The organism is Streptococcus australis (assembly GCF_003943615.1).
In the GTDB taxonomy this organism is placed as follows: Bacteria; Bacillota; Bacilli; order Lactobacillales; family Streptococcaceae; genus Streptococcus; species Streptococcus australis_C.
This window is the reverse complement of the sequence record NZ_RJPZ01000004.1, coordinates 139,698-152,603: the sequence shown is the minus strand read 5'-3', so window position 1 is coordinate 152,603 and position 12,906 is coordinate 139,698. Positions and strand designations below refer to the sequence as shown.

The window sequence follows — 12,906 nt, the reverse complement described above, 5'->3', positions numbered from 1 at the left end:
AGATATGTCAGTAGATCTCAGTTGGTTAGCTAGGTATCGTTCTTCCGAGCCCCATTTTGGCTTGGAGCGAATGGAGGCCCTGCTAGCCTTGAGGGGGAATCCTCACCTCGCCTGTCCTGTAATCCATCTAGCCGGAACCAATGGGAAAGGATCAACCCTAGCTCATTTGCGGTCTTTACTAGAAGCTAAAGAGCTGCGGGTTGGTGTTTTCACTTCCCCCTATCTAGTTTCCTTTAATGAGCAAATCAGTATCGATGGGATTCCCATTTCGGACCGAGATGTGGAGACTTATCTGTCCCTCTATCAGGAGTTACTTGCAAAAAACAGTTCTGATCAGACCTTACGTGGCTTGACCGAGTTCGAGTTGATGACGGTCATGGCCTTTGATTACTTTGCGGCAAAAAAACCGGATGTGGTCGTGATGGAAGTGGGGATGGGCGGTCGTCTCGATAGTACCAATGTTTGTCAGCCTATTTTGACAGCCATCACGACGATTGGTCTCGATCATGTGGCACTCTTAGGACCGGATTTAGCCTCGATTGCACGGGAGAAGGCAGGGATCATCAAGGAAAAGATTCCGGTCTTGCTAGGCCGGATGGAACTAGAAGCCCAAGAAGTCATTGTGCAGCAGGCCCATCGTCTATCAGCACCTATAGAAGTATTGGGGCAGGATTTTCTGGTTAGCTATCAAGAATCACTGATAGACGGGGAAGTCTTTACTTACCAGAGTCAGAGTCGCTCAGAAGTCCAATTAAAAACAGGTCTTCTAGGACTTCATCAAGTAGACAATGCTGGTCTGGCCTTGGCTCTCTGCGATACCTTCTGTCAAGAAAAGGGGCTATCCCTCTTGAACCAAGAAGAAATCCTCCAAGCTTGGGAGGGTGTCCAGTGGCCGGGTCGCCTAGAGATCATTTCTAACCAGCCCCTCATCATTCTAGATGGCGCCCATAATCCGCATGCAGTAGCTCCTCTTGTAGCCACCATGAAAGAACGGTATGGACAGTTGGACAAACAAGTCTTGTTTACCTGTATACAGACCAAGGCGATTGAGGAGATGCTGGAATTGTGGAGTGGACTGGAAAAGAGTTCGTTGACCTTGACGACCTTTGAAGATCCACGGACCTATTCCACAAAAGAAATGCAGGAAATAGCCCATCAAAAAGGCCTGCCTTATCAAGAATGGAAGTTATTTTTAACCCATTATCTAGAAAGAGAATCGCAACAAGCTGATCTCCTCTTAGTGACGGGATCCTTGTACTTTTTGGCTCAAGTGAGAGCCTTTCTAATCGAAGAAATCAGTAGGAGATGACATGGATACAAAGAAAATTCAAGAAGCCGTGAAGATGATTATCGACGCAGTCGGTGAAGACGGAAGCCGTGAGGGCTTGCAAGAAACTCCAGAACGCATTGCCAAGATGTACCAAGAGATTTTTGCAGGTCTCAACCAAACTGCGGAAGTCCACCTATCAAAATCTTTTGAGATTGTGGACAACAATATGGTGGTGGAAAAGGATATCTTCTTCCACTCGATGTGTGAACACCATTTCTTGCCTTTCTATGGCAAGGTCCACATTGCCTATATCCCAAATGGGCGCGTAGCAGGCCTCTCTAAGCTAGCTCGGACAGTGGAAGTGTACGCCAAAAAGCCTCAAATCCAGGAGCGCTTGACGGTGGAAATCGCGGATGCCTTGATGGAGTATTTAGGAGCACAGGGAGCCCTTGTTTGGGTGGAGGCAGAGCACATGTGTATGAACATGCGTGGAGTGCGGAAACCAGGAACGGCCACTGTGACGACAGCGGCGCGTGGCTTGTTAGAGACAGATAAAGACCTGAAAAACGAAGCCTATAAACTGATGGGACACTAACCCCTAGATGAACTGAGGTGACTATCGTGGATCAATTACGGATCAAAGATTTGGAAATTTATGCCTATCATGGTGTTTTTTCCGCTGAAAAGGAATTGGGGCAGCGTTTTGTCCTGGATGTCTGTGTCGATTACGAGATGACAAAATCGGCGCGGACGGGTGATTTGACGGCTTCGATCCATTATGGAATCTTAGCTGAGCAACTGACAGACTGGGTTCAAGCTGAGAAGATCGATTTGATTGAGACAGTGGCTTTTCAGCTAGTGGAGAAGATTTTTGCGACCTATGACTTTGTCAGAAAGGTTCGACTTGAGTTGAAAAAACCTTGGGCTCCTGTCCCTCTACCTTTGGATACTTGTTCGGTCACGATTGAACGAGAAAAAAGACGGGCCTTTATTGGTTTGGGAACCAATATGGGCGATAAGGGATACCAGTTGGCGACGGCTGTATCTAGACTAGAAGAAAAGGGGCTTACGATTCTCCAAACCTCTTCTCAGATTGAGACAGCACCTTGGGGAGGGGTCGAGCAAGATAGCTTTCTCAACCAAGTCGTAGAGGTCGAAACTTGGTTTACGCCCCAAGACTTGATTGAGACCTTGCTAGGAATCGAGCTAGAAATGGGTCGGGTCCGTGAGATCAAATGGGGACCACGGGTCATCGATTTGGATCTCCTTTATATGGAGGATTTGATCCTCTATAGTCCAGATTTGATTCTCCCTCATCCGTATGTGGCAGAACGGGCATTTGTCCTAGAATCCTTAAATGAAATTGCTCCTTACTTTGTGGATCCTGTCCAAAGAAAACAGATCCGACAACTGTGGGAGGCTGTGAAAGAAACAAAAGGTAGTTGATCCAATGGTCGACTACTTTTTTTACCTTGACAGGTTAATTGAGCAGGAGTATACTATGCGTAAATAGATTAGGAGCAGGAGGGCGTCATGAAATCTTATCTTGTAAAATGGTTGATCGCGATTGTCTTGGCTGTTTTTTTCCTTTGGTTGAGTTTGGAAACGGACTTACTGCCAAAAGAAGTGTATCCCCTTCTCCTTGTCCCGATACTGATTGTGGGCCTCTATCTTTTTAAGGAGAGGTAATTTTCCATTCAATTAAACTATGAAAAATCCCCTGGGTGCCAACTGGTTCAGGCACTCAGGGGATTTTTTGTATATGGAGCTAGGACCAACGGTCTAGCCTTGCTTTTCTTTATTTGCGGTACAAGCGATCGTATTGGTAAACTGGATCCATGGTCACATGAATGCCCAGTTTGCGAAGAACGTTCTTATCTTCGTCTGTCAACATGACTGTTGAATGGGCTTCGCTCCCTTTCAATCGACCCAATTCTTGCATGGCAAGATTTGCCTCTGGATGGTTCATGGCGGTAATGGCGAGGGCGATGAGGATTTCATTTGAGTGGAGGCGAGGGTTGCGACTGCCCAAGTGGTTGATCTTCAAGCCTTGGATTGGTTTCACATATTCTGGCTCAATCAACTTGGTTTCTTTATCAATATGGGCCAATTTCTTGATGGCGTTGATGAGAACAGCTGCCGTTGGACCAAATAAGTCAGAAGTCTTACCTGTCACGGTTTCTCCGTTCGGCAATTCCAGGGCCAAGGCAGGTTCACCGGTTTCTTCCTCTTTTTGACGGGCAAGGACGGTGACTTGGCGGTCTTTTGGTGAAATTCCTAAGTCATTCATCAAGAGTTCAATTTTCTTAATAGCTCCGTTTCCGACACGCTCTGCTTTCACATCCAGAATGGTTTGGTAGTAACGGCGGATAATTTCTTGCTTAGAGGCTTCAATTGCCGCATCATTGTCCACGATGGCAAAGCCGACCATGTTTACCCCCATATCCGTTGGGGAAGCGTAAGGAGATTCTCCGAGGATGCGTTCCAACATCCGCTTCAAGACAGGAAAGATTTCGATATCTCGGTTGTAGTTGACCGTTGTTTCGCCATAGGTTTGGAGGTGGAATGGGTCAATCATATTGACATCGTCTAGGTCAGCTGTCGCTGCTTCATAGGCCAAATTCACTGGGTGGTGCAATGGCAAGTTCCAAACTGGGAACGTCTCAAACTTAGCATAACCAGATTTGATGCCATTCAGTTGGTCATGGTACATATTGGACATGCAAGTAGCCAATTTACCAGAACCAGGACCAGGAGCTGTCACGACAACGAGGTTGCGGCTAGTCTGAATGTAGTCGTTTTTCCCCATTCCCTCAGGAGAAATGATGTGATCCATATCCGTTGGGTAGCCCTTGATTGGGTAGTGGAGGTAAGAGGCGATGCCATTCTTTTCCAACTGTTTACGGAAAACATCTGCGGCTGGTTGGCCAGCATACTGAGTGACAACGACAGAACCGACGTAGATGCCCAATTCGTTGAATTTATCGATTAAGCGGAAGACCTCTTGGTCATAAGAGATTCCTAGGTCACCACGTGCTTTTGAATGCTCGATGTTATTGGCATTAATAGCAATAACAATCTCCACTTGGTCACGAAGTTCTTGGAGAAGCTTGATTTTGTTATCTGGTTCATAACCAGGCAGGACACGAGCAGCGTGGAAATCTTCCAACATTTTTCCACCAAACTCTAGGTAGAGCTTGCCATCAAACTGGTTGATGCGCTCGAGGATGTGATCGCGTTGCAAATTCAAATACTTTTCGGAACTAAAAGCTTGTTTCTTCATTTAAACCTCCAATAAAGAAGCGAGGGTGATCTTTAGCGGTACTCCGCCTTTCATATAAGAAAAGGGGAGTGCAAAAGAACACCCGTTGCAATATTCATTCAGTATTATATCAAAAAAACCCCAAAATGGGGGTTTAAAACAATTATTTTGGAAAAATATTAATAATTCTTAATTAAATCAACGGTTGAACGATCCAATTTTTGAACCAAGGCTTGAAGGAAGGCTTGGGCTTGAAGGAAGTCATCCATAGCGTAGAGGGTTTGGTGAGAGTGGATGTAGCGCGCGCAGACTCCGATGGTTGTAGATGGCACTCCACCACTTCGTAAGTGGGCCACTCCAGCATCCGTTCCGCCTTTTCCACAGTAGTATTGGTACTTGATACCCGCTTCTTCAGCAGTGGTTAGGAGGAAGTCCTTCATATTTGGCAACATGAGATGACCTGGGTCAAAGAAACGAAGGAGGGTACCCTCACCGATTGCCCCTTGGCCTCCGTAGACATCTGCAGCTGGAGAACAGTCAACAGCCAGGAAAATTTCTGGATCAAACTTGGTCACAGAAGTCCCTGCACCACGCAGTCCGACTTCTTCTTGGACAGTCGCTCCGACATAGAGCTCGTTTGCTAGGGCTTGTCCAGAGAGGGCTTGTGCCAATTCGCTGACCATCAAGACCCCATAACGGTTATCCCAAGCTTTGGAGATGATGTTTTTCTGATTGGCTGTTAAGATTGCAGTGCTTTCAGGGACCAAAGTGTCGCCTGGACGGATTCCGAAGCTCTCGGCTTCTTCTTTGTTGGCAAAGCCACCATCAAAGACAATATCCCCGATTGCTGGAAGAGCAGGACCGTTTGCGCCACGCGTCAAATGCGGAGGAACAGATCCAGAAATGACAGGGTAGGAATGGCCATCGCGGGTCAAAAGGGTGAAACGTTGGCTGCTGACCACCATAGGGTTCCAACCACCGATTTCAACCACGCGGAAGGTGCCGTCTGCCTTGATCTCACTGACCATAAAGCCAACTTCATCCATATGGCCTGCGACCATGATGCGAGGAGCGTGAGCCACTTCTGAGTGGCGCACTCCAAAAATGCTTCCCAAGCCGTCTGTGACCACTTCATTCACATGTGGGGTGATCTGCTTGCGTAGATAATCGCGAACAGGCGCTTCGTGGCCAGAGATAGCAGGAAGTTCTGTTACTTCTTTGATTTTAGAAAATAAATCAGTCATAAGTTACCTTCTTTCTGATTGTTATTTTATCACTTTTTTAGTCGAGATGGTAGTGGCAGTTGAAGGGGATGAGAGCAGATCGTAATTGTTGGTAGCAGTATTCTCCTTTCGTTGTCCCAGCTTGTATTTTGTGTTACAATATGAGGTATGAAAGCTAAAAAAATCATTTTATCCAGCCTTGCAGCAGCTAGTGCAAGTGCTCTTGCCCTTGGGGCCTATAAAATTGCCAAAGATCAAAAACGTCTGCGGACGCAAGAAGAGTTAGTCGCAGAAGTCCGTGAGCAGATGGAGAATATGGGAAAAATTGCGACCCTTTATGTGGAACTCTATGAATCAAGCGAAGAACGTCTGGTAGGAGGGCTCGTATTTGAGGATGAGCGCCACTATCGCTTTGTCTATGAAGAAGGCCTTCTTCAGTATGAAGAGGAAAAACTATGATCATACCACAGTCTTTAGAGGAATTAGCCAGCTACGTCGAGCAAGAAGGAAAGAAGGTTTTCTTCTTTTCAGCGGATTGGTGTGGCGATTGCCGGTATATCCAGCCCTTTTTGCCAGAGATTGAAGCGGAAAACCCTGGATTTACCTTCGTTTTGGTCGATCGCGACCAGTATCTAGACCTGGCTAAGCTTTGGGATATCTATGGCATTCCGAGTCTAGTGGTCCTAGACAAGGATCGGGAACTGGGTCGTTTCGTCAATCGCGACCGTAAAACCAAGACTCAGATTTCAGAATTTTTAGCAGAATGGAAGTAGGAGAAAGAGAAAAATGATTGTAACCTATAATAGAGAACAAGTCGGCGATGTCTTAATGCTCACCTTGAAAAACAGTGGGGATGCCAAATTAGCAGTAGAGCGCAAGGGCAAAGTAGCCCGTGTCTACCGTGAAGACAAGCAAGAAACAGTGGCCTGGAATATTTTTGAGGCTTCGGCTTTCTTTGCACTTGATGGCAAGGGGCAAATTTTCTTGAGTGATGAGCAAGTTGCACGTCTCAATCAAGAGTTGCAAGCGGAAGGATTTGCAGAGGTCTTGGTCAATGACAAGGAGCCTAAGTTTGTCGTGGGGCAAATCGTAGAAATGGTGGCTCATCCAGATAGTGACCACCTCAACATCTGCCAAGTGGCTGTCGGATCAGACAAGACAGTTCAAATCGTAGCAGGTGCACCAAATGCGCGTGAAGGTCTCAAGACGATTGTGGCTCTTCCAGGTGCCATGATGCCAGATGGCAGCTTGATTTTCCCAGGAGCCCTTCGTGGAGAAAAGAGCTTTGGCATGATGTGTAGTCCACGCGAATTGCACTTGCCAAATGCTCCACAAAAACGTGGTATTATCGAATTGCAAGATACAGAAGAGGTGGGAACTCCCTTTGACCCTGCCCGTCACTGGCAAGGATAAGAGAGTGGGACAGAAATCGGTAATTCGTTAGAATTCGATTTCGTCGTCCCACCTCCGCACAGTTGAGTAGGGCTGTAAAAGCTGATGAAATCAGCGTAGTAGAGCCCACTCAACCACTGCGTCTTGCTCGATAATCCAAAGACAATTGAGAGGCTAGGACTTTTGTCCCAGCCTCTTTTTTATTTTCTTTCTCCAAATGGCTAAAAAACTACGAATTATATAAGTAGGAGGAAGAAATATGTATAATAAAGTAATTTTAATCGGGCGCCTTGTGGCTGACCCAGAGCTTCATAAGACCAGTACGGACAAGTCCGTTGCGCGTGCGACCCTGGCTGTCAATCGTCGTTATAAGGATCAAAATGGCGAGCGGGAGGCGGACTTTATCACCCTAGTGGTCTGGGGGAAATTAGCAGAGACCCTTGTCTCCTATGCCAATAAAGGGAGCTTGGTCTCTGTGGACGGTGAGCTTCGAACCAGACGCTATGAGAAGAATGGAACGACCCAATATGTGACAGAGGTACTCTGTCAAGGCTTCCAGCTCTTAGAAAGTCGTGCTCAACGAGCGATGCGGGCTAATGGAGCAGGAGGAGATTTAGCGGATCTTATCCTGGAAGAGGAAGAGCTTCCCTTTTAACTGAAGAGAACGGTGCAGCTGACCAGCTGTGTCGTTTTTTCTTTTTCGAAACTTCTCACGGAAGTTGCAGGGGTAAGTCATCATATGGATTTATGAGTAAAACGCATTCATTTCTGAAAGACCTTCAAGCTCTTGATAAAAAATGCTATAATACAAGGTATTAAATACGAACAAAAAATCTTTATATAGTAAAATGGTTCGTTATTTTAAGAGGAGAAGAGATGGGGTTAGAAGAGGAAGCTGTTCAAAAGAAACACAATCGAGTGGTGATCTATACGATATTTTGGAGCCTGGTTTTTGTGGTAGTGGTCATCTATTTGAATGCTAGCCAACTAAAACCGGTAAAAGGGCAGATGCGGATTGGTGTGACCTACATGACCATGAACAATGAATTCTACCAAACACTGAATGCAGAGATTGAACGAGTGGCTGACGAAAAAGGGGATTTGCTTCTAGTTCGTAATCCAGAATTGGACGAGGAAAAACAAAGTCAGCAAATAGATTATTTTCGTCAACAAAAGGTTAATGTGATTGTGATTAACCCCGTCAAAGGAGATAGCCCTAAAATCATTGCTTCCCTGAAGCGAGCTCGAGAGGCAGGGATTAAAATCATTGCAGTGGATAGTCAGCTCAGCCATTTCACGGTGGATGCCAGTGTGGTGTCGGATAATTACCAAGCCGGGGTCTTGGTCGCCCAGCGCCTGATGAAGCAGAAAAATGAGGCGAAGATCCTACTCTTAGAGCATAAGGGGACGGTATCGGCAGAGCAACGGATCCAAGGGTTCTTAGATACCATTCAGTCGGATCCTGCCTATCAGGTTGTTGGGAGAGAAGAGACCCGTGGTCAAACGGAATTGGCCTTACCAGCTGTTTCCCAGGTCATTCAGGATGGTCTGGTATTTGATACGGTCGTGGCCTTAAATGATCGGGCAGCTATCGGAGCCCTAGCGGCCATCAAGGAAAACCAATTAGCTCAGCCGATTTCTATCTATGGAATCGATGGCTCTCCAGATATGAAAGTTTTGCTCTCGACGACGGATGATATCGAAGGGACGGTTGCCCAATCTCCTCTTAAAATGGGGAGACAGGTGATGCAAGTAATTGAGTGCATGAGGACAGGAAAACCCTACAAGGAACAATATAAGATTCCAGTAGAGATGATTGATAAGGATAATGTTGACCGATACGATGTCAACGGGTGGCAGTAATGACCAAACTTCGTGGCATTCGTTATAGTTTGATTTTGCTAAAAATCATTAATTTTATCGCCATCTTATTTAGCAGTTCCCTCTACTTGCATGCGACCAATTACATCATTGCCAAGGGGCAAGGCTATCAATTATTGGAACAATTAAGAGAAATACCGAGTTCCCCAGCTCAGAACTTTTGGATTTCCATCCTCCTCTTTGGAGGGATTCTTCTTATTACATTTTATCGGATGCGCCCGGGGACACAGGAGTGGTCAGTTTTTGACAAGTGGAATATTCTAGAAATTTTACTGATGTTAGGCGTCATGATGTCCCTCAGCTTCTCCTACAATGGGATCATCCTCTTGGTATTTGCTGATATCTTTTACGGTTCTAAAGAGTTTAGTAGTTCCAAGGACAGGCGCTACTGGTTTGCCTTTATCCTTCTGAGTTTCATTGTCCTCCTTGTGACCAACTATGACATCCTCTCTCTCGTCGTGCAGTTGCCGTCGCTAGATACCTATATCGCCTTCTATCCTTCATCGATTCGGATGCTCATCTTATTCGCTAAAAATGCGCTAGCTTCCTTAAATATGGTTGTCTTTATTATTTCTCTTCTCTTTTACATTTTATCGGTAGTAGCAGAGCACCATCGAATCGAAAAAGAGTTAGAAATGGTATCGCAAGTCAATACGGAATTAAATAGCTACATGGCCCTTTCGGAAAAAATTGCGGAGGACCGGGAGCGCAAGCGGATCGCACGAGAGATTCACGATACTCTGGGCCATGCCTTGACGGGCATTTCTGCAGGGATTGATGCGGTTGGGGTTCTGATTGATATTGATCCTGGTCGTGCCAAGACCCAGTTGCAATCGGTCTCTACGGTTGTACGAGATGGAATCAAGGACGTCCGGGGCTCTTTGAACAAGCTGCGACCAGGTGCCCTGGAGGATCATACCTTGAGGGATGCAGTTTTGAAATTGGTTCACGAATACCAAGCCATTTCCCACTTACAAGTCGATCTGACCTATGACTGGGATGAGGTGGATCTAGATGTCATGGTGGAGGATACTGTCTTTCGCGTGATTCAGGAGTCCATGACCAATTCTGTCCGCCACGGTCATGCCAACTACATGAAGATTTCCTTTTTGGTGGAAGATGCCTATGTCATGATTCTCCAAGATAATGGGGTCGGCTTTGACCAACTGCAGGTCGGCTACGGCTTGAAGCAAATGCGAGAGCGGGTCTCTATCTTGGGAGGAAGGATCGAATTTGCCAATCAAAATGGCTTTTATACACGAATTGAATTGCCCAAAGAAAAAGGAGGAAAAGTCTTATGATTAAAGTAATGATTGCGGATGACCAAGCACTGATTCGCGAGTCGCTCCAAATTATTTTGTCTGCCCATCAAGATATTCAGGTGACTTCTGCAGTGGCGGACGGTCACGAGGTGCTAGAGCGAATCCCTCAAGATCGACCAGATGTCGTATTGATGGATATTCGTATGCCCAAGATGGATGGCGTGATGGCGACAAAAGAAGTCAAGGAACGCTTCCCTGAGGTTAAAATCATCATTCTAACCACCTTTGACGATGATGATTTCATCTTTCGTGCTTTGAAATATGGAGCTTCAGGGTATTTGCTTAAAGGGGCTTCAACAGAGGAGCTCTACCAAGCCATTCAAATTGTTTATCATGGGGGAGCCATGATTAACCCTAATATTGCTAGTAAGGTTTTTCAGATTTTTTCTCAGATGGCTCAGAGCAATTACACCATCTCCGTTTCTGAAGAATATGTGAGCGACTTATCCCTGACTGAATGGCGGATCATCCAGCAGGTTGGTTTTGGGGAGTCTAATAAGGAAATCGCAGCCAAACTTTTCCTGTCTGAGGGAACGATTCGGAATTACCTGTCAACCATTTTGTCTAAGTTGAACCTGCGGGATCGGACCCAGCTAGCTATTTGGTCTGTTCAAAAAGGTGTGACCACTAAGGATTTTGGAACAGAAAGTGATGGCCGATGAAGAAAAAACGTAAGATACGAGGTACCAGATTTTTTCTAGGGATCTTCTTGCTTCTTCTGCTTGCTGGAGGGATTTGGTGGCGGCGTCAGCCAAGGATTGTCCGTTTGGGGGTCTACGCAGGATCTAGCTGGGATGTACCCACCCAAACAGAAGAAAAAGTCTTGGACCAAGCGATTGCTCGTTTTGAAAAAACGCATCCAGGGGTAAAGATTGTCTATGAAAGCGGGATTCCGAAGAATAAGTATGCGAGCTGGTTAGCCAATCAGATCCTCCATGGGCAGGAGCCCGATCTCTATATGGTATCCAGTACAGAGTTGCCAGTGTTAGCAGCGCGTGGGGCAGTAGAAGATTTGACTCCCTTAATGGGCAAACAGGTCGATCCTTCTCATTTTTATCCAGTCGCCCTAGAAGCAGGCAAGTACAAGAATCGTCAATATGCTCTTCCTTTCGAGAGCAATCCCGTTTTGATGTGTGTCAATAAGGATTTATTGGAAAAGGAAGGGATTGCTATTCCAAAAGAGGGGTGGACCTTGGAGGAATTTTATACGATTTGTCAAAAAGTGACGCGGGATACGGATGGAGATGGCGAGCTGGATCAGTTTGGAAGTACAGATTATACCTGGCGGGAGGCTTTGGCAGCCCATGGGGGCCAGCTTTTCCGTCAGGACAGCATTAATCTTACGAGTAAAGAAATGAAGCGCTCGCTCTATTTTGTCGAAAAACTCGAAGCCCTTCATGGCAACTTCAATGTCACTTCTAAGGATTTTGATGAAGGCAAGGTCGCTTTCTATCCGATGACCTTGGCCCAGTACCGAACTTATAAACCTTATCCCTATCATGTGGCCAAGTATTCAAATTTCACTTGGACCTGTATCCCTATGCCAGGGGCTTCTGGCTCGACTCCGTCAACCTTAGTGGATACATCCCTGTTTGCTCTGTCTTCGCGGGCCAGTGCGAGCAAGGAGGCCAAGGAATTCATGGAATTTTTGACCCAGGACCAGCAGGTCCAGCAGGAACTCTTTCGGCAGTCGCAGGGGACCTCTGTCCTCCCTTCTGTCGTCAATAGTTCAAAGAGCCGGGACCTTCTTAAAGCGGATGATTTCGGGGTTGATTCTCTGACGAATCAGACCTTGGACCAGATTATGAAAAAAGCTGTCCTAAGCACTCCTGGCAACCTGCCAACTGATATCTGGGATCGGTTGGATTATTTGATTCATAATGCCCTAAAAGCAAAGGATATTGATAATCAATTGCCTCAAATTCAAAAGATTATTGAGGAAATGCTTCGAGAGAAGTTTCGTTAAGAGCAACTAGGCATCTGTCAAGTGACAGATGTCATTTTTTTATTGACAGATGTCAACTTTTCTTTGTGACAAATGACAATAGTAAAACGCTTACAAAAGCAATACAATAAGGTCATCATAAAGGAGGCGAAAGGATGAAGTATCTGGTATTGGTCAGTCATGGTGGACTGGCAGAAGGTCTGAAAAGTTCACTGGCTATGTTTGCTGGGGATAAAATCGATCAGGTGATTGCGGTCGGATTGAAAGAAGGCAAATCAGTAGATGATTTTGCTCATGATTTTCGTCAGGCGCTTTCCCCTTTGACAGATGAGGACTCTGTCTTAGTTCTAGCAGACATTGTAGGTGGCAGTCCTTTGACAACGGCGGCAACGGTGCTAGAGGAACAAGGGAAGCTGAGTACAGCCTTGATCTTAGGTGGAATGAACTTGACCATGGCGCTGACAGCAGTTGTGATGAAGGACATGATGGAGGGGGCTGATCTAGCTCAGGTGATTTTATCCGAAGCTTCCACTGCCTTGCAAGAATTTGCCCTTGCCCCGGTAGAGGGTGACGATGAAGAAGATGATGATATTTAACTAAGGGAGGTTAGA

General features: G+C 46.0%; 15 protein-coding genes. 13 read left to right on the top strand and 2 right to left on the bottom strand.

Translation table 11 applies throughout. The features are described 5' to 3' along the window. The first annotated feature begins 4 nt into the window (after nt 1-4). From D8785_RS06095 to D8785_RS09750, 4 genes are all read left to right on the top strand, one after another. On the top strand, nt 5-1,309 hold the full coding sequence (locus D8785_RS06095; protein WP_125374819.1) for a bifunctional folylpolyglutamate synthase/dihydrofolate synthase: 1,305 nt from the start codon (nt 5-7) through the stop codon (nt 1,307-1,309). 1 nt (nt 1,310) lies between these two features. Beyond that, nucleotides 1,311-1,865, top strand: coding sequence for a GTP cyclohydrolase I FolE (folE, locus tag D8785_RS06090; RefSeq protein WP_006595126.1), 555 nt, complete (start codon nt 1,311-1,313; stop codon nt 1,863-1,865). A 26-nt stretch (nt 1,866-1,891) separates the two neighbouring features. Beyond that, nucleotides 1,892-2,716 (top strand): 2-amino-4-hydroxy-6-hydroxymethyldihydropteridine diphosphokinase, encoded by an 825-nt coding sequence (gene folK / locus D8785_RS06085; protein ID WP_125374818.1) that lies wholly within the window; start codon nt 1,892-1,894, stop codon nt 2,714-2,716. A gap of 87 nt (nt 2,717-2,803) precedes the next feature. Further along, complete coding sequence (locus D8785_RS09750) at nt 2,804-2,959, top strand: hypothetical protein (RefSeq protein ID WP_164555426.1); 156 nt, start codon at nt 2,804-2,806, stop codon at nt 2,957-2,959. 109 nt (nt 2,960-3,068) lie between these two features. Here D8785_RS09750 and D8785_RS06080 read toward each other — a convergent pair whose 3' ends face one another. Both D8785_RS06080 and pepA read right to left on the bottom strand, forming a co-directional pair. Continuing rightward, nucleotides 3,069-4,553, bottom strand: coding sequence for a DUF1846 domain-containing protein (locus D8785_RS06080; RefSeq protein WP_125374817.1), 1,485 nt, complete (start codon nt 4,551-4,553; stop codon nt 3,069-3,071). Nucleotides 4,554-4,711: 158 nt separating this feature from the next. After that, complete coding sequence (gene pepA / locus D8785_RS06075; protein WP_125374816.1) at nt 4,712-5,776, bottom strand: glutamyl aminopeptidase; 1,065 nt, start codon at nt 5,774-5,776, stop codon at nt 4,712-4,714. 147 nt (nt 5,777-5,923) lie between these two features. On the opposite strand from pepA, the gene D8785_RS06070 reads away from it, so the two are divergent. The 9 genes from D8785_RS06070 (at nt 5,924) to D8785_RS06025 (ending at nt 12,891) form a co-directional block, all read left to right on the top strand. Then, on the top strand, nt 5,924-6,214 hold the full coding sequence (locus D8785_RS06070) for a DUF4651 domain-containing protein (protein WP_023022087.1): 291 nt from the start codon (nt 5,924-5,926) through the stop codon (nt 6,212-6,214). Continuing rightward, entirely contained in the window at nt 6,211-6,528 is a 318-nt protein-coding gene (locus D8785_RS06065) for a thioredoxin family protein (protein ID WP_125374815.1), read from the top strand. Before D8785_RS06070 ends, D8785_RS06065 begins: the two co-directional genes overlap by 4 nt. Nucleotides 6,529-6,541: 13 nt before the next feature. Next, nucleotides 6,542-7,168 (top strand): YtpR family tRNA-binding protein, encoded by a 627-nt coding sequence (gene ytpR, locus D8785_RS06060; protein WP_125374814.1) that lies wholly within the window; start codon nt 6,542-6,544, stop codon nt 7,166-7,168. Nucleotides 7,169-7,406: 238 nt separating this feature from the next. Then, the gene (locus D8785_RS06050; RefSeq protein ID WP_125374813.1) at nt 7,407-7,802 is read left to right on the top strand and encodes a single-stranded DNA-binding protein; all 396 of its coding nucleotides are present in this window, start codon (nt 7,407-7,409) and stop codon (nt 7,800-7,802) included. Between the two features lie 221 nt (nt 7,803-8,023). Next, nucleotides 8,024-9,010, top strand: coding sequence for a substrate-binding domain-containing protein (locus D8785_RS06045; RefSeq protein ID WP_125374812.1), 987 nt, complete (start codon nt 8,024-8,026; stop codon nt 9,008-9,010). Next, nucleotides 9,010-10,329 carry a sensor histidine kinase gene (locus D8785_RS06040; RefSeq protein ID WP_125374811.1) on the top strand — a complete coding sequence of 440 codons (1,320 nt, stop codon included), beginning with the start codon at nt 9,010-9,012 and terminating at the stop codon, nt 10,327-10,329. Before D8785_RS06045 ends, D8785_RS06040 begins: the two co-directional genes overlap by 1 nt. Continuing rightward, nucleotides 10,326-11,012 (top strand): response regulator transcription factor, encoded by a 687-nt coding sequence (locus D8785_RS06035; RefSeq protein ID WP_023022093.1) that lies wholly within the window; start codon nt 10,326-10,328, stop codon nt 11,010-11,012. The genes D8785_RS06040 and D8785_RS06035 overlap by 4 nt, the downstream gene beginning before the upstream one ends. Further along, complete coding sequence (locus D8785_RS06030; protein ID WP_125374810.1) at nt 11,009-12,316, top strand: ABC transporter substrate-binding protein; 1,308 nt, start codon at nt 11,009-11,011, stop codon at nt 12,314-12,316. The genes D8785_RS06035 and D8785_RS06030 overlap by 4 nt, the downstream gene beginning before the upstream one ends. A gap of 134 nt (nt 12,317-12,450) precedes the next feature. Next, a complete protein-coding gene (locus D8785_RS06025; protein WP_125374809.1) occupies nt 12,451-12,891 on the top strand; it encodes a PTS sugar transporter subunit IIA in 441 nt (146 codons plus the stop codon). Nucleotides 12,892-12,906: the final 15 nt, after the last annotated feature.